At 37.9% G+C, this 22,095-nt stretch carries 21 protein-coding genes and 4 tRNA genes; 6 read left to right on the top strand and 19 right to left on the bottom strand.

Annotated elements, in window-relative coordinates:
* Nucleotides 1-11 precede the first annotated feature (11 nt).
* Together ODZ84_RS18880 and ODZ84_RS18875 are read right to left on the bottom strand one after the other, a co-directional pair.
* Complete coding sequence (locus ODZ84_RS18880) at nt 12-1,586, bottom strand: DUF4270 family protein (RefSeq protein WP_266173937.1); 1,575 nt, start codon at nt 1,584-1,586, stop codon at nt 12-14.
* Nucleotides 1,587-1,600: 14 nt separating this feature from the next.
* Nucleotides 1,601-2,371 carry a glycogen/starch synthase gene (locus ODZ84_RS18875; protein WP_266173936.1) on the bottom strand — a complete coding sequence of 257 codons (771 nt, stop codon included), beginning with the start codon at nt 2,369-2,371 and terminating at the stop codon, nt 1,601-1,603.
* A 170-nt stretch (nt 2,372-2,541) separates the two neighbouring features.
* Between ODZ84_RS18875 and panC the strand changes: the two genes are divergently transcribed.
* On the top strand, nt 2,542-3,390 hold the full coding sequence (gene panC / locus ODZ84_RS18870) for a pantoate--beta-alanine ligase (protein ID WP_266173935.1): 849 nt from the start codon (nt 2,542-2,544) through the stop codon (nt 3,388-3,390).
* Nucleotides 3,391-3,528: 138 nt separating this feature from the next.
* On the opposite strand, the gene ODZ84_RS18865 is transcribed toward panC, so the two are convergent.
* The 4 genes from ODZ84_RS18865 to ODZ84_RS18850 all read right to left on the bottom strand — a co-directional run bounded on the left by ODZ84_RS18865 (nt 3,529) and on the right by ODZ84_RS18850 (nt 4,113).
* Nucleotides 3,529-3,601: transfer RNA gene (locus ODZ84_RS18865), tRNA-Lys, on the bottom strand.
* 179 nt (nt 3,602-3,780) lie between these two features.
* Nucleotides 3,781-3,853 (bottom strand) — tRNA-Lys (locus ODZ84_RS18860).
* A 68-nt stretch (nt 3,854-3,921) separates the two neighbouring features.
* Nucleotides 3,922-4,004 (bottom strand) — tRNA-Leu (locus ODZ84_RS18855).
* Between the two features lie 36 nt (nt 4,005-4,040).
* A tRNA-Lys gene (locus ODZ84_RS18850) sits at nt 4,041-4,113 on the bottom strand.
* Between the two features lie 113 nt (nt 4,114-4,226).
* Here ODZ84_RS18850 and ODZ84_RS18845 point away from each other — a divergent pair.
* Complete coding sequence (locus tag ODZ84_RS18845) at nt 4,227-4,742, top strand: shikimate kinase (protein ID WP_266173934.1); 516 nt, start codon at nt 4,227-4,229, stop codon at nt 4,740-4,742.
* A gap of 17 nt (nt 4,743-4,759) precedes the next feature.
* Here ODZ84_RS18845 and ODZ84_RS18840 read toward each other — a convergent pair whose 3' ends face one another.
* On the bottom strand, nt 4,760-5,206 hold the full coding sequence (locus ODZ84_RS18840) for an RNA-binding S4 domain-containing protein (protein ID WP_266173933.1): 447 nt from the start codon (nt 5,204-5,206) through the stop codon (nt 4,760-4,762).
* Nucleotides 5,207-5,261: 55 nt separating this feature from the next.
* Here ODZ84_RS18840 and ODZ84_RS18835 point away from each other — a divergent pair, with 55 nt between their 5' ends.
* Nucleotides 5,262-6,014 (top strand): hypothetical protein, encoded by a 753-nt coding sequence (locus ODZ84_RS18835; protein WP_266173932.1) that lies wholly within the window; start codon nt 5,262-5,264, stop codon nt 6,012-6,014.
* Nucleotides 6,015-6,068: 54 nt separating this feature from the next.
* Here the strand turns inward: ODZ84_RS18835 and ODZ84_RS18830 are convergent, their stop codons facing one another.
* The 3 genes from ODZ84_RS18830 to ODZ84_RS18820 all read right to left on the bottom strand — a co-directional run bounded on the left by ODZ84_RS18830 (nt 6,069) and on the right by ODZ84_RS18820 (nt 9,525).
* Nucleotides 6,069-7,586 (bottom strand): FMN-binding glutamate synthase family protein, encoded by a 1,518-nt coding sequence (locus tag ODZ84_RS18830; protein ID WP_266173931.1) that lies wholly within the window; start codon nt 7,584-7,586, stop codon nt 6,069-6,071.
* 51 nt (nt 7,587-7,637) lie between these two features.
* Nucleotides 7,638-8,984 (bottom strand): tRNA (N(6)-L-threonylcarbamoyladenosine(37)-C(2))-methylthiotransferase MtaB, encoded by a 1,347-nt coding sequence (mtaB, locus tag ODZ84_RS18825; RefSeq protein ID WP_266173930.1) that lies wholly within the window; start codon nt 8,982-8,984, stop codon nt 7,638-7,640.
* 64 nt (nt 8,985-9,048) lie between these two features.
* Complete coding sequence (locus ODZ84_RS18820) at nt 9,049-9,525, bottom strand: DUF1572 family protein (RefSeq protein WP_266177405.1); 477 nt, start codon at nt 9,523-9,525, stop codon at nt 9,049-9,051.
* A 170-nt stretch (nt 9,526-9,695) separates the two neighbouring features.
* Here ODZ84_RS18820 and ODZ84_RS18815 point away from each other — a divergent pair, with 170 nt between their 5' ends.
* Nucleotides 9,696-10,055 (top strand): nuclear transport factor 2 family protein, encoded by a 360-nt coding sequence (locus ODZ84_RS18815; protein WP_266173929.1) that lies wholly within the window; start codon nt 9,696-9,698, stop codon nt 10,053-10,055.
* A 102-nt stretch (nt 10,056-10,157) separates the two neighbouring features.
* Here the strand turns inward: ODZ84_RS18815 and ODZ84_RS18805 are convergent, their stop codons facing one another.
* Nucleotides 10,158-12,191: a T9SS type B sorting domain-containing protein gene (locus tag ODZ84_RS18805; protein WP_266173927.1), complete on the bottom strand. Its 2,034-nt coding sequence runs from the start codon at nt 12,189-12,191 to the stop codon at nt 10,158-10,160.
* 113 nt (nt 12,192-12,304) lie between these two features.
* Complete coding sequence (locus ODZ84_RS18800) at nt 12,305-13,102, bottom strand: hypothetical protein (protein ID WP_266173926.1); 798 nt, start codon at nt 13,100-13,102, stop codon at nt 12,305-12,307.
* 201 nt (nt 13,103-13,303) lie between these two features.
* Between ODZ84_RS18800 and glgP the strand changes: the two genes are divergently transcribed.
* On the top strand, nt 13,304-14,968 hold the full coding sequence (gene glgP / locus ODZ84_RS18795; protein ID WP_266173925.1) for an alpha-glucan family phosphorylase: 1,665 nt from the start codon (nt 13,304-13,306) through the stop codon (nt 14,966-14,968).
* Between the two features lie 190 nt (nt 14,969-15,158).
* Here the strand turns inward: glgP and ODZ84_RS18790 are convergent, their stop codons facing one another.
* Nucleotides 15,159-15,344: a DUF6496 domain-containing protein gene (locus tag ODZ84_RS18790; RefSeq protein ID WP_266173924.1), complete on the bottom strand. Its 186-nt coding sequence runs from the start codon at nt 15,342-15,344 to the stop codon at nt 15,159-15,161.
* 12 nt (nt 15,345-15,356) lie between these two features.
* Nucleotides 15,357-15,830 (bottom strand): hypothetical protein, encoded by a 474-nt coding sequence (locus tag ODZ84_RS18785; RefSeq protein ID WP_266173923.1) that lies wholly within the window; start codon nt 15,828-15,830, stop codon nt 15,357-15,359.
* A gap of 119 nt (nt 15,831-15,949) precedes the next feature.
* Between ODZ84_RS18785 and ODZ84_RS18780 the strand changes: the two genes are divergently transcribed.
* Nucleotides 15,950-18,079, top strand: a complete 2,130-nt coding sequence (locus ODZ84_RS18780) for a S9 family peptidase (protein WP_266173922.1) — start codon at nt 15,950-15,952, stop codon at nt 18,077-18,079.
* Between the two features lie 98 nt (nt 18,080-18,177).
* Here ODZ84_RS18780 and ODZ84_RS18775 read toward each other — a convergent pair whose 3' ends face one another.
* The 5 genes from ODZ84_RS18775 to ODZ84_RS18755 all read right to left on the bottom strand — a co-directional run bounded on the left by ODZ84_RS18775 (nt 18,178) and on the right by ODZ84_RS18755 (nt 22,020).
* The gene (locus tag ODZ84_RS18775; protein WP_266173921.1) at nt 18,178-18,999 is read right to left on the bottom strand and encodes a GLPGLI family protein; all 822 of its coding nucleotides are present in this window, start codon (nt 18,997-18,999) and stop codon (nt 18,178-18,180) included.
* Between the two features lie 57 nt (nt 19,000-19,056).
* The gene (locus ODZ84_RS18770; RefSeq protein ID WP_266173920.1) at nt 19,057-19,881 is read right to left on the bottom strand and encodes a GLPGLI family protein; all 825 of its coding nucleotides are present in this window, start codon (nt 19,879-19,881) and stop codon (nt 19,057-19,059) included.
* Nucleotides 19,882-19,889: 8 nt separating this feature from the next.
* Nucleotides 19,890-21,449, bottom strand: coding sequence for a vitamin K epoxide reductase family protein (locus ODZ84_RS18765; RefSeq protein WP_266173919.1), 1,560 nt, complete (start codon nt 21,447-21,449; stop codon nt 19,890-19,892).
* Nucleotides 21,450-21,515: 66 nt separating this feature from the next.
* The gene (locus tag ODZ84_RS18760; RefSeq protein WP_266173918.1) at nt 21,516-21,695 is read right to left on the bottom strand and encodes a hypothetical protein; all 180 of its coding nucleotides are present in this window, start codon (nt 21,693-21,695) and stop codon (nt 21,516-21,518) included.
* Nucleotides 21,696-21,816: 121 nt separating this feature from the next.
* A complete protein-coding gene (locus ODZ84_RS18755) occupies nt 21,817-22,020 on the bottom strand; it encodes a hypothetical protein (RefSeq protein WP_266173916.1) in 204 nt (67 codons plus the stop codon).
* Nucleotides 22,021-22,095 lie beyond the last annotated feature (75 nt).

Raw genomic sequence — 22,095 nt, 5'->3', positions numbered from 1 at the left:
TGTTTTTATTTTTATTTTGTTCCGTAGATTACTCTAAGGCTAATTCTGTTTGCATTTGCCGTATCATTTCCGATAAACACAGCTCTTTCTCTGGCATACGCTCTGGATGTAAATTGGAATCCTGCCAGTGCACCTGTAGAGGTTGTCAGGAAGCTTCCCATATCTATTTTAAAGTACTGTAAAGCTTTATCAACTTCTGAATCCGATTTTTCCACAAGATCTTTTACAGATTTTGTAACCGTAAACTCATAGTATGCCTGGCTTTTGTCCAGATCAAATGATTTATAGATCGCAAAATTATTTGATCCGGCAATATCTGTCAGATCAGATGTAAAACCGAATTTTAACTTATTATTATCCTTCCTGTCAATATATCTTTGAATAATCGTAAACGCTGTTGGTTTTGCATAAGAATTTTGGTTCCAGTCATTGGTGTCCGTATAAATTCTCACCTTTGCACTGATGATCGCAGCTTTATTATTTTGATATAATTGTTTAAGCTCATTAATGGTAGCATCAGGAATTTTGATACCCATTGAGTTTCCACCCATCCCCTGCGTATAAAGTCTTGGATCTCCAGTACTTCTATTTCCTATTAAACCTGAGTTTTTTGCATTGTCTACTGCTGATGCCGATCTGTCGTATTCATACTGACCGATATGCGCATTCGCAGAACCTAATGCAAATGCATAAGTGGTCTGAGCTCTTGTGGTAGTTCCGTTCTCCGTTTTATCAGATTTGTAATACATAATCAGCTCCATGTCATTCGGGCTGATCTGCATCAGATATCCGTCATCTTCCAAAACAGAAATTCTTAGCCCTCTGAAATATCTGATGAAGTTCGAAGCATCCTGCAATTCAGGCTTTCCTTTCATCGCGATGATCTTCGACTGGAAAAATGAAGGTGATAACTGCAGTCTGATGGCAGGAGTAGTTGTTGCAAATAACGAAGAAGCATCAGAATCTTTCGTAATGGTCACTGTACTTACTTTTCCGTTGAACACTTTCGTAGCAAGAGGTGTTGGGTTGATGGCGTATGTTTTGTTAGACTTTACACTATCGGTAGGGCTGTTTAGGAAGTCCAGCACCTCATTAACCTGCAGGGTCATCTGCTTTTTGGCTCGGCCGTATTTATTAACCGGATAGGTATTAACGACTTTTTTAGCATCTACATTTCCATCCGGATATACATAATTTTCATCCGTCGTGGTGGTCAGGGAGTCAGAAGAGTAAGTCGGTTTTATAACCAAAACTACGGAGTCTACCTGGGCATTGGTCCCAAAATCAGGATTGTATGACGATAATCTTAATTGAGTAATATAAGAAGCTCTCTGCATACCAAACTGACCTTCTTTAAAAGCCCCCAGTGCAGCACTTGTTAATTTGGAAGCATCACTCCGGATGCTGTCATGATTGTCAATATTAAAACCAATCACCTCAAAGGATTTTTCATTACCCTGCGCAGCGCCATCCGAAAAAAGCTGTTCTCCTAAAGTATCCGGATCCGGCTCACAATTATACAGTAATGCACTTCCGAAAATCGCTAAAAAAAATATAGCGAATGTCCTTTTAATTGTATAAGTCATTAAAAATGTGTTTTTTAATAAATTTGATTTATAGAATCTACATCAAGATATTCAGATTTTGAAGTGGTTGTCTCATTGAAGGCATGATCCAGATCCCCATCCAAAAACTCATCTCCTTTTATCACAGCATCTACATATTTCATACTTTCGATAACGAAACTCTGCGTTGTCGGATTTTCTAACGCTTTTAATCCTGAAATATTATCGAATGCTAATTTTGCAGCGATATTCTTATCCAAAGGGGCTTCCTTTTCATTGTATAACGAAAGTACGATTTTTGCATCTTTGAAATAAGTATCGGATTCGTAATATGTTTTGAGATAAACGGGAACAAACGAAGCCATCCATCCATTCAGATGAATAACGTCCGGAACCCAGTTCAGTTTTTTAATGGTTTCAATCACTCCTCTTGCAAAGAAAATCGCTCTCTCGTCGTTATCATCAAAAGGGTTCCCTTCATCATCAACATAGTATTGTTTTCTTTTGAAATATTCTTCATTGTCTATAAAGTAGACCTGCAGTCTTTCCCCCGGAAGAGACGCTACTTTGATAATCAGGGGCTGATCAAGATCATTAATAATTATATTCATCCCTGAAAGACGGATCACCTCATGAAGCTGGAATTTCCGCTCACTTATTTGTCCAAATCTTGGCATAAAAACTCTAACATCATTACCCTCATTGTGCATCTTAAGTGCCATTTTGTTTACTACGGTAGCCATATTGGTATCTTCTTGATATGGGAACATCTCTGTAGTAATGTACAGTATCTTTTGATTCGGCATAAACTTCTATCTAATTTTTGTAAAATTGCTTTAATGTGCAAAATTACAAAAAAACATCCAACATTATTTTAATTAACATTTTTTTACGATAATTCCCTTTTCCCAATTATTAAAACCACACTTTATTATGTGATATTTTTAGTATTTTTGAATTAGTATTAATATAAACTATGGAAGTTCTAAAAAACAAAAAAACGCTGCAGGATTTCGTTGAAAGACAGAAAGAAATGGGTAAAAAGATAGGCTTTGCCCCTACTATGGGAGCTTTGCATAACGGCCATCTTTCTTTGTATGAAGAAGCAAGAAAAGAAAATGATCTGGTCGTTTCATCAATTTTTGTTAATCCTACTCAGTTCAACAACCCCGAGGATCTTGAGAAATATCCCAGAGATATCAACAGAGACCTGCTAATCCTTAAGAATTCAGGATTGGTAGATGCTGTCTACATCCCAGAGGTAGCCGATATTTATCCTGAAAAAGCCGAAAGCCAGCCTTACGATTTCGACGGCCTGGAGAATGAAATGGAAGGAAAGTCGAGACCAGGACATTTTGACGGCGTAGGAACTGTAGTGGAAGAACTGTTCCGACAGGTACAGCCGGACCATGCTTATTTTGGAGAGAAGGATTTCCAGCAGCTTGCCATTATCAGAAAAATGGTCGAAAAAAAAGGACTTCCCGTCAAAATCAAAGGTGTTCCTATTTACAGAGCCGAAAACGGACTGGCACTGAGCTCAAGAAACCAAAGACTTCATGAAGACAGAAAGCAAGCGTCAAAAGTTATTTATGAAACATTAAAACAAGTGACCGGATGGTTCGGGCAAATAAGCGTTTCTGAAATTAAAGATAAAGTGAAAGACATCTTTGATGACCAGAAGGGCATGCAGCTGGAGTACTTTATGATCGCCAATGAAGAGTCATTAAAAGAGACCGATTTTTTCTACAAAGATAAAAAGTACAGAGCTTTTATTGTAGTGGTGGTAGACGGTGTACGATTGATTGACAATATGCATCTTGCATAGCCTGAATTTAACTTTAACCATTCCCTGACTGCTTAAAGTTAAATCCATATAAAAAAATCAAAGGCTTCTTGCGGAAGCCTTTGAAACACCAAATCACAAAATATTAATATGAAAAAAATTTACTTTTCAGTAAACTTGTGACCCGGCTGGGATTCGAACCCAGGACCCATACATTAAAAGTGTATTGCTCTACCAGCTGAGCTACCGAGTCGGTCACTTAATTATAAATCCGTTAAAAAAAACGATTTTTATTTTTAAGAGTTGCAAAGATACAAATTTTTCTGTTCCTGCAAAATTTATTTTTAAAAATCAAAGGCCTCTTGCGGAAGCCTTTGAAACACCAAATCACAAAATATTAATATGAAAAAAATTTACTTTTCAGTAAATTTGTGACCCGGCTGGGATTCGAACCCAGGACCCATACATTAAAAGTGTATTGCTCTACCAGCTGAGCTACCGAGTCGGCCACAATTGTAATGACAATATAAATAAAATTCTTATTATCACATCAATTATTTCAATTTTCTGCTGTGCCTGCGACTGGACTCGAACCAGCACATCCTTAGGAAACCACCCCCTCAAGATGGCGTGTCTACCAATTTCACCACGCAGGCAATAAATTACAAAAATCCAGTAATTTTATATGCTAGTGACCCGGCTGGGATTCGAACCCAGGACCCATACATTAAAAGTGTATTGCTCTACCAGCTGAGCTACCGAGTCGGTCACTTATTTCCGATAAACACTGTGATAATGTCACTCGTTTTTAGTGGTGCAAAGATATGAGTTTTTTCTTTATCTCAAAACTTTTTCGCAAATTTGTTTAAAAAAAATTCATGATAATTTCACTGGTCGGATACATGGGAAGTGGCAAATCTCACATTTCCAAAATATTAAGCGAAAAAATAAATTTTAAATTAATTGACCTCGATAAAGAGATTTCCAGAAGAAATAAATTAACCATTCCTGAAATCTTTGAGAAAAAGGGCGAGATCTACTTTAGAAAGCTGGAACGCGAGACCCTGGAGGAGATTCTTGCTTCTGAAGAAAACGTAATTTTAAGTCTGGGTGGTGGTACTCCCGCATATTATAACAATATGGAAATCATCAACCTCAATTCCAAAAGTGTTTTTCTGAGAGCATCTGTAGGAACTTTAGCCGGCAGAATTTCAAAACAAAAAGAAAAAAGACCGTTGATTGCCAATATTTCGGACGAGGACCTTCCTGAATTTATAGCCAAACATTTATTTGAAAGAAACGAATTTTACGGGAAAGCGCAGTATCAGGTGAATACCGACTCCCGCGAACCTGAAGCCATTGTTCAGGAAATTATAGAAAAGCTCTATCTCTAGAGCTTTTCCATCATCGGTTAATCCTCAGTTTCCGGACTTTCAGAACCACTGCCGCTTTCACCGAAGAAATCGTCCCAATCGGTAAAATCTGCTTCAACATCATTTTCAGAATAATCATCGATGTCCCGCCGATCTTTTTTGGTAGGTCTACCCTCTCCTTTTATTCTGTAATAATTCTGAGAAGCTTTACGGAGTTTTAACAGGTCATACTGCTCCTTGTCGGTTACATCTTTAATATGAAGCGGTACGAGCTTGGCTCCCATTCTGCTTTTCGGAATCTGCAGGACTTTAATTTTATAATCGATCTGGTTTTTTCTGATCTTAATAACATCTCCTTCCTTTACCTCCTTTGAAGACTTTACGGCGGACGCTCCAATAGAAACTCTGTTCTTTTTAATCTCCTCTGTTGCAATACTTCTGGTTTTATAAAAACGAATGCACCACAAAAATTTATCTATTCTCATAATTTTTTATACTTTTGCCGTTATATTATTTGTAAAGTAATTAAACTTTTTTGAAATGAAAAAAATATTTTTATATATCCTTGCGGGTTCATTAGGCTTCACTGCATGTAAAAAGGATGATGATGATACTTCTACCTATGTAGAACCGGAAGATATTACAGTGCAGAATTCGTATGATGACCAGTCCATTGAAAAATTTTTAGATGCCAATTATCTGGACGCCCAAGGGAATATAAAAGCATTCAGTTCTACGGATACAGCGGATGATCACCAGACCAAATTAAGTGCCATGATCCCGGCACCGGTAAAGCTTCCTTCCGGAGTTGTCTATATCGTAAGAGCAGGAGCACAACCGGCAACCGGAACTGCAATAGAGCACAGGGATATCGTAAAGCTTATGCTGAGATCTAAAACCTACCTTGCGGCCAATACCGATGGCAATGTTGCCTTTATTTCAGGAAGTGATTTTGTGAACACGATTGACGGAGGCGCTTCTCCAGTCTTGGATCCTACGTATTACTATATCGCTAAGAAAAACCCTCTAATCGTAAATGCAACAACTGATGCTACAAAAAGTCAGGGATATTATATGATTGAAGGATTTAACGAAGCTCTGCAGAAATTCAAAGCTTTCGATCTTCCGAACGAAGCGAATTATAATTTACAGGGTGTTATTATTGTTCCTTCAAGAGCTGCTTTTGCAAGAGATCCTCATTATAACTATACAGGATATTCATTCAGAAACAGAAGTTTCGTATTTAATTTCCAGGTATACAAGACCGAAACAAGACCTGCGGATCAGGATTAATATTTTGTACATATAAAAAAGAAACCACTTCGATGAGAAGTGGTTTTTATTTTCTTAATATCTTGCTTTCTGCCTTACGTTTCCTAAAATATCAGGGAAATAAAGATCTGCCAGATGATCAAATTCATCCCCTCTCATAAACATGGTCGCATCCACCTCTTCATAAGAACTCTTTCCTGCGGCTGCAATCAGCTCGTTGCAGGTATGCAGCGTATTTTTATGAAAGTGATACACTCTCTCTGCCTTGTCTGTCACATCAAGACCTTTAATCAGCATTTTATCCTGGGTGGCAACTCCGGTAGGACATTTATTGTTATTACATCTCAGTGCCTGGATACAGCCTAAAGAGAACATAAATCCCCGTGCATTATTACACATATCGGCACCCATGGCAATGGCTCTCAAAATATCCAGGCTGGTTAAAACTTTCCCGCTGGCAATTACCTTTAGTTTATTTCTGAGATTATAATTGTTAAGAGTTCTGTTCACAAAAATCAAAGCCGGTTCCAGCGGCATTCCCACTCCATCAGAAAATTCAGGAGGCGCCGCTCCTGTTCCTCCCTCTGCTCCGTCGATAGTAATAAAATCCGGGTAGATTTTCTGGACGTTCATCTGAACACAGATATCTTCAAATTCCCGTGTATCTCCTATACAAAGCTTAAATCCTACAGGTTTTCCTCCTGAAAGCTCTCTTAACTGCTGTACAAACCTCAGCAGTTCCCCCGCGTTGGAAAAAGCGGAGTGTGACGGCGGTGAAATGATGGTCATTCCCGGGGTGACATGACGGATCTTAGCAATTTCGGGAGTATTTTTAACGCCAGGCAAAACTCCTCCATGGCCGGGCTTTGCTCCCTGGGATAATTTGATTTCAATCATCTTTACATTAGGAAGACTGGAGTACTTTGTAAACAGTTCAGGATTAAATTTTCCCTCTTCATCTCTGCATCCGAAATATCCGGTTCCGATCTGCCAGCACAGATCTCCTCCTTCCAGGTGATGTGGGGAAATTCCTCCTTCTCCTGTATTATGATAAAAATTACCTTTTTTAGCCCCTCTGTTTAATGAGATCTGTGCCCTGTCACTTAAGGCTCCGAAACTCATGGCCGAAATGTTGAATAATGAAGCGTGATAAGGCTGTGTGCACTGCTCGCCTCCTACCCAGACTCTCGGAAGTTCTTCTGATGGGGATTTGGCGTAAATGGAATGTTTAATCCCTTCATATTTTCTGTGATTCACTTCCAGCTGCGTTCCGAAAGGAACCGTATCACTTAAGTTTTTTGACCGTCTGTATACTGCAGAACGCTGATTTCTCGGGAAAGGTTTACCATCTGTTTCTCTCTCAATGAAATATTGCTGCATTTCAGGGGAAATGCCTTCGAAAAAATATCTGAAATACCCGATGACAGGAAAGTTTCTTAAAATAGCGTGTTTGGACTGGTAAGTGTTGTACACGCCCAGTGCGTAGAAGGCAGTTAACAGAATCGGTATCCAGTAATGCGCTCTGATTAGCAATGCTACGATCCACGTAGCAATGACTAATACAATTCCCCAAGATAAAAACTTATCTCTCATGAATGTAGTATTTAAAGTTAAAATAAATTTAGTGGAATTTTCGCAAAGAGCCTATGCTTTTGCTAAAAAACTTTCGTACGAAGACTGCACAGAAACTGTGCCATCTGACAGGATTTTTTCCAGATTCAGAAATTCGATCCGGTTTACGGAAGCCTGGTCAAAATCTTTTTGTACCCTTACATAATTTTCGGTGAAGCCGTACATTTTGCCGTCTTTATTTTCATGTTCCCAAAGAACAGGAAGCGTTTTACCCAGCTGCGTCTGGTAAAAAGCCATTTTTTTCTTTTCAGAAAGGATTCGGAGCATTTTATTCCGCTTCTTTCTTTCGGGAATCGGAACAACACCTTCCATGCCTGCAGCCTCTGTATTTTCTCTTTCAGAATAGGTAAAAACGTGTAAATAGGTGATAGGAAGCTCGTTCAGGAAATTATACGTTTCCATAAATTTTTCCTCGGTTTCCCCGGGAAACCCAACGATCACATCTACACCTATGGCTGCATCCGGCATTACTTCACGGATTTTATGCACCCTGTCGTTATATAATTTGGTAAGGTAGCGCCGTTTCATTTTTTTCAGCAGATCATCACTTCCCGACTGCAGCGGAATATGGAAATGCGGAACAAAGCTTTTACTTTGAGAAACCAGTTCGATACTCTCATCTTTGAGAAGATTCGGCTCAATGGAAGAAATACGGATTCTTTCGATTCCCTGTACTTTATTAAGCTCCGAAATCAAGTCCAGGAAAGTATGTTCGTGTCTTTTATTTCCAAATTCGCCTTTACCGTAATCACCGATATTAACCCCTGTAAGAACAATTTCTTTAATGTCCCGCTCAGCGATTTCTTTAGCATTTTTCAATACATTTTCGATGGTATCGGAACGTGAAATTCCTCTGGCCAAAGGAATGGTACAGTAGGTACATTTATAATCACAGCCATCCTGAACTTTAAGGAAAGCTCTGGTACGATCTCCGATCGAATAACTTCCGATAAAAAAATCAGTTTCTTCTATTTCGCATGAATGAACGATACCTTCATTTTCAGATTTCTCAAGATCATCAAGATAGCTTAAGATATTGAATTTTTCTTTGGCGCCTAATACCAGATCCACTCCTTCAATTTGTGAAATTTCTTCTGGTTTCAACTGGGCATAGCATCCTACGATCACGACCAGACCTTCAGGATTGGCCTTCATGGCTCTTTTCACGTGGAGTTTACATTCACGGTCAGCATTTTCCGTTACGGAACAGGTGTTAATCACATAAATGTTTGCCTTTTCATCAAAACTCACCTTATCATAACCTGCCTCTGTTAACTGACGGGCAATAGTAGATGTTTCCGCAAAATTTAATTTGCAGCCCAGGGTGTGAAACGCGGCTGTTCGCTGAAAAGTTGACATGTAAATACTCCTTTTTTCTGGGTGCAAAGATAGTAATTTAATTATATTTTTAAATTGATTCAGTCTATTGATAATATTCACCGCGAATGTCAGGACTGTTTTGAAAGCATACCGGCGAAGAATTTGAATTTAGGTTATCGTTCGAAACTTTGTTTTTCATTTCATTATTAAACTCCTGAGATTTATTTCTTGCAATAGAAAGTGTTTCCCAGTTATGATCTTTCATCATTTTAGCGATATAAACAATTTGCCCGATATGATAAGGATAATGGGCCAGCTGTCTGAGGACCGCATCCAAAACGGTATGTCCTTCTCCTCTTATATAAATTACTGACTGTAAATTTTCATCATTAATCTGGTCCAAAGCTTCAAAAAGACACTTCCAGCCATCTTCCCAATAATCGAGGATGTCTTTGCCGGTTTCAAATCTATTTACAAATTCTTCATCCCGGTTCCGCCAGGATTTTTCACCGTCTTCGCTTAAAAAGTCAGTCCATCTGGACAGCATATTTCCTGCAATATGCTTTACGATAACCGCAATTGAGTTGCTTTCATCATTAAATTGCCAGAAAAACTGCGTTTCTGAAGCTGCTGAAATGTCTTGTCGCCGAGCATTTTATAATATTTAAAACGCTTTATAAATAAATCATTCATATCAATACTATAAAACCAAGTTAAGGTTTTTCGCGTATATTAAATTAAATGGAAATTATGAATTGTAAGATCAGTCATTTTATGAAGGATTTAAATTCTTTAAATACAGAGCATCTTGAAAAGTGGTTTACTGATGAAAGTACCATCTGGATTCCGCCTTCCAAAGAGATTTCGGGTAAAAGCAGAATTTTAGCGCTCTTCAGGGCTATTTTCAGACGGTATGAAAAGATTGAATGGCGTGTTTCCGAAATTTTTCCTTTAGGAAACAACAAATATTTTTATCAAACCCATTCTGTAGGAAATATGTTTGGAAAAGGGATCTATCAAAATGAAATCTGTACCATTGTTCAGTTTTCACAATGCGGTAAAATCCTCTATCTCTCTGATTATTTTAAAGATACAGAAGCCTTCAACTGAAAAAGCCATCTCTTTCGAAATGGCTTTTATCTGTGAATTTAATCTCTGTTCTTTACCAATATCCACCCTGTATATTTAAACGGGGTATTTTTTTTATCATTTTCAGTCCATGTTACAGAATACCAGTAGGTACCTGTCGGCACCTTTTTTCCGGCAATGGTTCCGTCCCACTTGTATCCTTCTGAGTTTATCCGCCTGGAAAACACGGGTCCCATAACGGTCAAAAATAGTAAATATCAAATTCTGCTTGTTTCCCAGGGCCGAATAATCGATGAAGTCATTCACACCATCACCGTTCGGAGTAATTACATTAATCAGATTGGGAACAACGATCATAACATTAATAGGTTCACAGTCATAAGCATCTTTTACAAACACCTGATAATCTCCTCTTGTGACATTGGTAAACTGATTGGAATCCTGCCAGTTGATACCATCCATGGAATATTTATACGGTGGAGTTCCGCCATTGACAATGACACTAAAAGAATTATTGGAAATTTCTACGCTTGAAATGACAGGCTGTTCAGAAGCATAAATTTTCACATGTTGTGTAGCGATACATTCTCCGGTTTTCAGCTTTACCCAATAGGTGCCTACTCCTGCATTGCTGATGCTTTGGGTAGTAGCTCCTGTACTCCATTCATAAGCAGTAAACCCGGGTCCGGCATCCAGCGTGGTGCGGTCTTCCATACAGATGGTTTTGTCTTTTAATACATCTGAATAAACAGGAGGAAGAACCACCAGTGTGACTTTAGCAATGGCATAACATCCGTTTCCGTTGGTCACTTTTATATAAACAACACCGTTGGGTGCTATATAAGTGGCCGGAAGCAGGATTTCATTGGTACTGTTTTCCGCATCGGTGAGTGAAGGATAATAGGTTTTGGTAATACCACTCTGCACAGTGACCCCGGCTGCCGTAAGATTGAACAGCGCTGTCGAAGGATTGGTCTCAATGAAACATGATCTTAACGTTGCATCATTAACGACTACTGCAGGATAAAATTTAAGAGAGATCTGTGCTGTTGCCGTGCATCCGAACTGAGACGTTATTTTAACGTAAACCGTTCCTTCCGCGGAGACGAATCCCGTTGGATTTAAAATCTCATTAATTCCCGCATTAAGATCACTCATCGAATGATAATACTTTTTGATAGCCGTGGGATCACCAAATACCGCAGCAGTAGTAAGATCAAATGTTGCTACTCCTGCATTGTTGTTATTACACTGAAACAGTGTGGTATTGGTACCCGTAATACTTCCCTGCTTAAATTTAAAAGTTCCTACCTGCCTGCAGGAATTAATCGGATTAACTGGGTTTGCGGGATCTTCATAATGTATGCTGTAATAATAAGTAGCTGTTGTGCTTACAGTCTGCGGCGTGACAATAGGGTTAGCTCCTGAAAGCGCATTGTTTTGCGTGGTATGGTAGGTAATGATAAAATTGGGATTATTGTTGAGGATACCCGCTGTTAAACTGCTGAAATCAAAAACTGCAGGGTTGGTGCATATGATAATTTCTCTGGGATCCGCAGGATTCGCTGCAGGAATTCCCGGCGGAACAAAAGGATGGGGCTGTATTGTAGGATCCGTAAATGGCGAAGCCAACGTTGCCGTCCCACCCCAGGTCAGCGAAAACGGGGCTGTTGTCGGGTTAAGTATATCCACCCAGTTGTCTATGTACAGGTAATAGGTTTGCCCCGGCAGAACGTCCAGATACCTGCAGTAAGGGGTAAGCGAGCCCCCGGGCGCGGAAGTGATCGTGCTGGTCATATTGAGTCCTGTAGATGCTCCCACCCCGTTTACAGTAGCCGCATTACAGCGGATGGGAGTTCCCAAACTTCCACATGCCACATTAGGACCGTACATCCCCCAGTCATAATCCGCATCAGGATCTGTGGGCACCAGATTAAAAGTCAGAGTCCCGCCGGTGGCAATCGTTATTTTATACCATATTGAATTATGTTCCCCTGTTGTCAGGCATCCTCCGAGGTTTTCATTAACGGCTCCGATCCCTGACGGGGAATAGGTGATATCTGAATTTCCGCAAACCGTTAATGCAGTAGCACAATCCTCCTGTGAGAAAAATGTTTGGGAAGTAAAAAAAAGAATAAGCAGTAAAGTTTTCTTCATAAGTCATCAGTTAAGAATGTGTATGTCAAATATAAACATTTCATACCAACAACACCTTATTTAAAATAATTTATTCAAAAAAAACGAAATAATAATGAATTTTTAATAACAAATCACTTTATACTCGTAATATTTCCGCAAAGATTTTCTAAATGAAGAATTTTATGAAAGGGACTTTTTACCTTCCGAAGATGTTCTTTATCCTGAATAAAAGTATACCGTGAAGCGATAGAATTCATATCCGAAACAATAACCAGCCAGCATTCATCCACAGAGGCATCGTAATAAGGAAATTTTTCATTCTTTTTTTCAATGAGTTCAAGTATTTTCTCCGAGCATAGTTCATCAAATAAATTCATATTATACTCATGGGTAATAAAGACATTTCTGCGATGCGAAGATTTCCGGACACTGTTGACAGATCCCACAGGCTTTCCTTTTCTGATGCTTTTGTAAATATCGGAAATAATTACTTCATGGTTTTCCGGCACACCCAGCCTGATATGGGTATTAAATGATAAAAAATAAACACCACGATATTTCGCAGTGTCCTCTTGTTCCAACAGTATTTCAGCATGACGGAAAATTTTATTTAAATTACTTTCCACTTTTTTCATTTCCAGATGGTTGATCACCTCCGTCAACTCGATTCCGATCTTTTTGTCGTTGAATTTGGCAATGAAGTCCGGACTTTCGCAGATAAGGTTTTCAAATTGTACATCGGGAAAATGATGCATAAAAGAATTCAGAAGTAAAATTTCAGCTTTTTTCCTGTATTTTTCGCGGTCGTGTAAGGGAGACTCGTCTATTTTACGATGATACTTTTCTATCGGTTTTTTTTTCAAATACCCGTTCAGATAATATAAACTTAGATTTTTAATTAAATCTTCATCAGAAAATGCCTTTTTCATGTGTTAAATTTATAATTGTTATAATACCGGTAAATCCATAGGTTTTACATCATGAACTTGATGATTTTCAAAATTTTACGTATTAAAGATACACAAAAATAAGTTTCTGAAATAGGGTTATAACGTTAATTATAAAAGAATTAATATAAAATTTACTTTCATAATTAATACCTTTAACTATTCAAATATAAAACTGTTCCTATGGATTTTAAAAATTTTAAAATACCCTTCACCGTTAATCCCCAATATTCTAAAAAGATAGCTTACTTTTCAATGGAATTTGCCATTGAACAGGTGCTGAAAATATATTCAGGAGGTCTTGGATTTTTAGCCGGGTCTCATATGAGAAGTGCTTATAACCTTAAGCAGGATCTCGTCGGAATCGGTATCTTATGGAAATTCGGATACTATGATCAGGCAAGAAACCATGATCAGACCCTGCAGCCGACATGGACCAAGAAAATGTACAGCTTTCTTGAAGATACGGGCATAAAATTTCAGATTGAGATTCACAGCGCATCGGTTTGGGTGAAAGTATGGTATCTTGATCCCGAAATTTTCAACACCGCCCCCATGTTCTTTTTATCCACCGATGTTCCCGAAAATGATCATGTCTCAAAAACCATCTGCCACAGACTGTACGATGCTAACGAATCCACGAAGCTTGCTCAGTACATTTTATTAGGCAAAGGAGGAGCCCAATTGCTGGATGAATTGAACCTTGAAAGGGAGGTATATCATTTAAACGAGGCTCACGGACTGCCTGCCGCTTTCCATCTACTGAAAAAATATAACGGAAATCTGAATAAGGTGAAAGAAAAACTGGTTTTCACCACGCATACTCCGGAAGAGGCAGGAAATGAAAAGCACAACGTAAAGCTATGCTATGATATGTCGTACTTTTCAGGACTGAGCATCCAGGAGGTTAAAGATATTGAAGGTTCTGAGGACGACCGTTTCAATCACTCGCTTTGTGCCCTGAAAATGGCAAAGGTAGCCAATGGAGTTTCACAGCTTCATGGAGTGGTGTCCAGAAGCATGTGGAGCAAATATTCAGGAATTTGTGAAATTAAATCCATTACCAATGCTCAGGAATTCAAATATTGGGCTGACAAACCCCTGTATAACGCAAAAGATGAAAATGACGAAACCGTTTTTGATTACCGTAAAAAGCACTTAAAGAAAAGGCTGTTTAAAATTGTAGCTGATCAGACGGGGAACCTTTTTAATCCTAATATTTTCACTATCGTATGGGCCAGAAGATTTGCAGGCTACAAACGGGCCGATCTTCTTTTACATGATAAAGAGCGCTTTTATAAGTTGCTGAATCACCCCCAATATCCTGTACAGATGATCTGGGCCGGAAAACCTTATCCCATGGATTATTCTGCGATCTCAACTTTTAATTCCTTGGTTGAAGAAAGCAAAAATCATAAAAACATGGCCGTTCTTACAGGATATGAACTGGCTTTGAGCAAATCACTGAAACAAGGATCTGACCTGTGGTTAAATAACCCGAGAGTTCCCAGAGAAGCATCAGGAACTTCAGGAATGACCGCTGCGATGAACGGTTCGGTAAATCTCTCAACGGATGACGGATGGATCCCTGAATTTGCAAAGCACGGTGAAAATTCTTTTGTAGTTCCGAAAGCAGATTATGAGAATATGAGTGTTTATGAGCAGGATAATTATGATCTGGAAAAATTATATGAAATTCTTGAGAACGAAATTCTTCCTGCGTACTATGACCATCCGAATCAATGGAGAAAAATACAGCATAATTCGATGAATGACGTTAAGGATCAGTTTAACAGCGACAGAATGGCTGATGAGTACTACAAGCTGCTTTATGATTACAAAGGATAATTTTTTCCCGATAAGAGATAAAATACCGTTCTGTTGCTCCCGGTGGATTTAAATAAAAATCGTACCGGGAAGTTTATTAATCTAAAAATTCCCGATACTTTTTATTCTGAAAAACACCCGATCGACGGAATGATAATAAATTACCACATAAAGAAAAACCGGTCTGAAATATTCAAACCGGTTTTTTTAATTATTCCTTTTTCTTTTTAGGCACTTTCAGCCCTTTTTCTTTGGCTTCAGAAATACCTATGGCAACGGCCTGTTTTCTGCTTTTCACTTTGTCTCCGGACGATGATTTCAACTTTCCTTCCTTGAATTCCTGCATCACTTCGCCAATTTTGTCCTGAGCTTTTTCCGAATATTTTGTTTTGCTCATGATGATATATTTTTAAGAGTTTGGGACGGAAACTGCTATTTCATAAACATTGGCATGTTTCAGATATTTCGAACGTTCTCTTGACGTTACGGATTCCAATTGATCATTTTTCAGAACAATGATAGGGTCTTCTGCATTTTCTATCTCAAAATTGGCAATGTATCTCTCATCCGGTGGAGACTGCAGCAGTTTCGCTTTTATTTTCTGAAGTTCGTCTGCATATTCTCTGAATCCGGGATCCGATGAATGGATAAACTTATACTCCGGTCCGGCGTCTACGAAAAAATGAAGCTTATTTTCTATCAGCTTACCTTCCTGACCGATCTCCGGGTTGTCATTGCCATCTTTAAATCCTACTTCTACCAAAGTCCCGTTCTTTTTCTGTGCATATTCTTCCGCATCATTAAAACTTGAAAATCCGGTATACAGGGTCTGATCACTCAAAACATACCGGTTCAGTTTTTGGTCATAAGCATTCGTTTCCATAATTATTATTTGATTGATTATATGCTGTAGCTTATTCAATTTTGTTGCCAAAGGCAGTGTTTTAAAAAGCTTTTTTTAGCATTTTAAAATTATTATATTTGAGAGCTTTAAAATTAGAAATGAAAAAATTCTTACTTACCCTTACCGCAGCCGCCGTATTTCAAAGTTTTTCCGCACAGGAGATCACTTTAGATAAGATCTATTCAGGATATTACCGTGGCAAAGGTATTGCGGGAATCACCTCCATGAAAAACGGTGAAAATTATCTGGTTATCGAACCTGCAGGAATTGCTAAATATTCTTATAAGACTTCTCAGAAAGAAGGAAATATTGTGGATGGACAGTTTGAAAGTTACGAATTTTCAGATGACGAGTCAAAAATCCTTCTGTTAAAGGATAGCCAACCCATTTACAGACATTCTTTTCTGGGAAAATATGAGGTTAAAGATTTAAAGTCAGGAAAAACAGTAAGCCTTAATGAGGGAAAATTTGTACAGGAACCGAGATTCTCGCCTGATGCCACAAAAATCTCCTTTATTGTTGATAATAATTTATTCTACCAGGATTTGAATTCGGGAAAAATCACCCAAATTACCGAGCATGGCGTTAAAAACAAAATATTAAACGGTCTTGCCGACTGGGTATATGAAGAAGAATTCGGACACGCGAGATTATATGAGTGGACAAAAAATTCGGACGCAATTCTTTTCGTAAAACTAGACGAAACAGAAGTTCCTGAAATTTATATTCCGGTGTACGGTAAAACACTTTATCCCGGTGAAATGCGTTACAAATATCCAAAAGCAGGAGAAAGGAATTCCGTGGCTTCAGCGCATATCTACCAATTGAATGGCGGAAAAAAAACAAAAGTCAATTTAGACAATTTCAGACACTACTATATTCCCAACGTGATTCAGACCGCAAAACCGGATGAGATCGTGCTGATTACCTCAGACAGAATTCAGAATGCCTCTGATGTTTTGAAAGTAAATACAAAAACAGGAGCTGTTCAGAAACTATTCACTGAAACAGATGACAAGTGGATCGATACAGACAGCCCGACACTGGAATTTTTAGAAGATAATTCTTTCCTTTGGGGTTCAGAAAGAGACGGATACCGTCATCTCTATTGGTATGATCAAAACGGGAAGCTGAAAAAGCAGATTACAAAAGGAGACTGGGAAGTGACAGATTATTACGGATTTAATCCAAAATCAAATGAAATTTATGTCCAGACGACTGAAAAAGGAAGCATCAATAAAGTGATTTCAAAGATCAATATTAAAAATGGAAAAGCCCAGCTGATTTCAAACGCAGAAGGAAATAATTCTGCGAATTTCAGTAAAAATTATAATTACTTCATCGAAACCTCTTCCACCGCTGCAAAGCCTTATACTTTCGTTTTAAAAGACGGAAACGGAAAAGTAGTTAAAGAGCTTCAGAATAACGAGGAGCAGCTTCAGAAATTAAAAGCCGATAATTTCACTGAAAAAGAGTTCATCACCATTCCAAACGCTGCAGGAGATCAGATGAACGCCTGGATCATAAAGCCTAAAAACTTCGATAAGAATAAAAAATATCCTTTGTTTATGTTCCAGTACTCCGGGCCGGGCTCTCAGCAGGTTGCCAACTCGTGGGATAACGGAAACGGAATCTGGTTTGAAATGCTGGCGCAAAAGGGCTATATTGTTGCTTGCGTTGACGGGCGTGGAACAGGTTACAAAGGCGCTAAATTCAAAAAGGTAACCTATATGAATTTAGGAAAATATGAAATTGAAGACCAGATTACCGCTGCCAGATGGTTCGGGAACCAGTCGTATATCGATAAATCCAGAATCGGAATGTTTGGCTGGAGTTTCGGAGGTTATATGACCAGTCTCGCGATGACCAAGGGAGCAGATGTTTTCAAAATGGGTATCGCTGTAGCACCGGTAACCAACTGGAGGTATTACGATTCGGTCTACACGGAAAGATTCATGAGAACCCCTCAGGGAAATGCTGACGGATATGATAAAAATTCACCTACTGAATATGCCGATCTGTTAAAAGGAAAATTTCTTTTAATTCACGGAACAGCAGATGACAATGTACATTTCCAGAATTCTATGGAGTTTTCGGAAGCATTAATCCAAAATAAAAAACAATTTGATTTCATGGCTTACCCTGACAAAAACCACGGGATTTACGGCGGGCAGACAAGGCCACAACTGTATCAGAAAATGACAGATTTCATTTTAAATAATTTATAGTTTAATTTACATCATTTAAAAGCCATTTCAACTGTTTTGAAATGGCTTTTTACTGTTTATCCGGTAGTATACACCGAGACAAAACATTTGCTTCCCAATTACTTCAGCAAATCAATCTCAATAATATTATTATCTTTTTTTAATCTTTCTTTTACCAGTTGCTCAACCTCTCTCACGATTTCGGCCCCTGTCCGGAATTTTCCTGAGGTATCTGTATGATCAGGTAATTTCCCTTGTATATAAAGTTGTTTTATACTACTTGCGGGATCATTTCTATATCGTTTGAACAGTTTATTAAAATCCTTCTGGTTCAGGACTAATTCTTTTGTTCCTGAATTCAACGCAGGATATTGGGTTTGGTGATCTATACTTCTGACTCCCACCAATTGATAGGAGTGATTTTGAGTGGCATCTTCTATTTTTATAATAAGCCCCGGCAGTCCGGCAAATTTATAGGGTCCGTCCTGTAGAGGTATATCTACAGTAAACCACGCTATCCATTTTCTTCCTCCAAAATCTGTTACTGCTTTTTGTGCCTTATATTCTCCGATACTTTTTTTATCAGGTAATATATTCCACATCATTCTCCTGTTATCTTCAACCCTGAGATTTTCCACTCCGTAATCACTGGTTAAAAAGAAGACTTTATCTTTTATTTTTTCAACTCTATAAAAAACATTGGCATTGGGAATATAGAACTGCCCTTTTTTTGCCTCAGCAATTGAAGTGGAGTCTTCAGCATATTTATTCTGACTGTAAAATAAAGATTTCTGATCAGTAATGTCTAAATACATTAATTCCGTTAAAGCAGAAGTTATATTTGTTGAATCAGGAACATAAGTATACTGATAAATAAACCTCTTATTCTGAGCCAAGAGTAGTTGCGTACCTAAAAAGAATAGAAATAATATTTTTTTCATATCAGTAAATATAGAATAAATATGTCATGCAAAGGTTGTGATGTATTCTTTTCAGTACTACGGATATTTCACGGCTGTGTCCAATTCTATCGGGTTATTAAAAGATTTCAATTTTTTCCTTTCATTGGCTTCGGCAGGCTTCAGTTGCTCTTTAGAGAGTACCGTACCGTCATCCAATTGCAGTTTTTTTCCTTCCGGTATCGTTAATACTCCATTGAATGCATATTTAAAGGGATTAGAATAGAGGTCCAGCCTTAATTTGTTTAAATCTTTCTGAGTTACGGGTATTGCCCTGGATATAGAGGCATTTAATGAATAACGCTGGTAATCATTCAGTATTTTTTCACTTTTAATCACCTTAAAACAGTAGTCCTTTCTGGTATCGTATAATTCCATAATTAATCCCGGCAACCCGTTAAACTTATAAGGTCCATAAGGAATTGGGATATCGCGGGTGAACCAGGCAATCCAGCTTCTCCCTCCAAACTCTGCAACTGCTTTTTGAACCTGAAAACTATTTGAATTTTTTATACTGTCTGTAATAATCCATTGTTGTTTTGGTTCTTCTGTTAATTTATAATAGTTTGCATCCCCGATATATTCATAGTTTTGATAGATGGGGCTTTTGTTTTTTTTGATGAGAAACGATGTGAGCCTGTTCCCTTTTAACGGATATCGGCCTGTAGCACTATATGTCGAATCGCTGATATAAATCAGTCTGTTATAATAGGCGATATCTTCTTTTGTAATATCCAGATAGTAATTTTCCCTTGTGATCTCTTTTGATGTTGAATCTTTCTTATATTTCACTTCGTAGATGAACCTGTTATTCTGAGAAAAGAACATAACCGTTCCCAGCAGGAAAAAAAATATGTTTTTCATAGTTGATTTTAATTTTCAGATAGAACTTCCGGGATAAAGTATTCCAGATCTGCCCGTTCATACTGTACCGGATATTCCGTATTATTGATAAAAATATTTGGGGTGAAATGGATGTTATTGCTCCTTACCCACTTTTCATGATTTTTCAGTACCTCAAGGGCGGTTTCCGAGCTTTCGAAGTATCTTGAATATTTTCTGTACCATCCGCTTTTGTCTTCACTATATCCCTGGACGTCATACCAATTGCTCAAAGCTTCCAGAAACTCTGCCTTATTTTCGCTTTTAAGATAAATATTGGTTAGGTTGAGATGAACGGTTCTGTTATCGGGATCATCCCTGCCGAGATCTACATCAAAGAAAATATTGATTCTCAGATCGGCAGAATATTTTTTGATCAGTTTCATAAAAACTGGATAAAAATCTTTGCAGTGCTTACAGAAAGGATTGGTAACAAAGGTTAAGCTGTGTTCAGCATTCTCATTTCCAAAAACAAAAGCGCCCGAAAAATCAGTATTACTCAGTTTCTTCTGAAAAGACAGATTGTTTTTAAAAAACTGATAATTTCTCCTGAACTTCAGACTTTTCTTGATGATATACTCATTTTTTTGAATGCTTTCATCCTTAGCTTTAAGATTCAGCAAAACAATCATTGCGCCCAGAGTTCCAATTAAAAATAGGATCACTGCACGAATATTGACAGCTGTATGACTGAAAAAAATAAAGTTAGCGGCTGCCAGTTGGGTCAGTACGCAGGCGATGATCACCATACAGACCGGACAGAATTTTTTAACCTTAAATATCTGATAGTATAAAGATATCATAGCCATAGGGATAAATGCCAGCAAACCATATTGATAAACCTGAAAAAAGAATCCGGTATTTCCTGACAGTGAAAAGAGAATAAAACAGGTGATCTGACCGGTAAAAAACAGCAATGAAATCTCAGACAAATCTATTTTCGAGAAAATTTTCCACTTTTTTGAATTAAATACCAGATCACAATCTGTATTTAAATAGTTGCTTCTGCATACACCTACCGGAATAAATGTTCCTTTTCCATGCGTCTTTTTGTAAGCTTCCAATCCCATAATAAAACCTATTACAGAAGTACAGACAAATATTAATTTCAAAATTCCATCAGAGAAATTATATCCCAGCAGAAAGACCAGTAACAGGATGACAATTCCCCAATTAACGTAGGAATAATTAAGTTTAATTTTTGGTGCTACAGATTTTTCCTGCTCTACAACAAGGATGATATTTTCCCATTTTGTAAGAAAATCCTGTTCTATAGTACCATTTACAGTAAACTGATCATTTGTATGTTTTACAACAGCCAGTTCCCTCTCTACCAAAGCCAAAAAATCTTCCGGTAAGAAATCTTTTTCATTATTTTCTATTCTATAACTGTAATTATCAATACTGAAAAAATTCAAGGCATCGGAAAATGCCAGAAGACTCGGGAAATCGGGATGCCCTTCCAACTGAAGCTCAAATTCATCCTGATCTATCGGGATATTATTGTGGGCTAAATAATCGATAACTGCAGTGTAACTTTTGCGTGTCATTTACTATATCTTTTACATTTAAAAACAGCAACAGTTTCCTGTTGCCATTTTTGATAACCTGGTCAGTTATCCACAACAGAAAGTGCCGTTACAGTAAGAATCACCATTCCCGCCATGGGTATTTGCACAAGCTGCATTTGTGCAAGCACATCCTGCTTCTTCTATTGATGCTCTCCCACCTGTAATTACTTTAAGCTCATTTCTCGACAAGCTTCCTTTCATGCTTTTCAGATCATATTTTTTCATAATGTTTTTTTTAATGATTATTTGTCACTATTGACACTCCGAAACTAGAAAACCAATATCACATCTATGAGAAATACGCTTGTATTTTTTATGCAATTTTCTTGCAGAATCTGTATATGTTTTATAAACTTTTAGTAGGGCAACAAAAGCCTTCAGGAGTATCATTGCAATGACAATCACCATTACCATACATAACATAGCAAGTTGCTTTTATACATGCACAACCCATATCATATGGATCCTCCCTTACTACGCCTCCTCTGATTGTTTTCAATTCGTTTCTGGATAAGCTCCCTTTCAATTTTTTTAAATCATTTTTTTTCATAATAGTTTTTTTAATGATTATTGATCACTATTGACATTCCAAATCTAAAAACAAAAATCAAATGACTGTGAAATG

The organism is Chryseobacterium fluminis, from assembly GCF_026314945.1.
In the GTDB taxonomy this organism is placed as follows: Bacteria; Bacteroidota; Bacteroidia; order Flavobacteriales; family Weeksellaceae; genus Chryseobacterium; species Chryseobacterium fluminis.
This window is presented reverse-complemented; position numbering and strand designations above follow the sequence as displayed.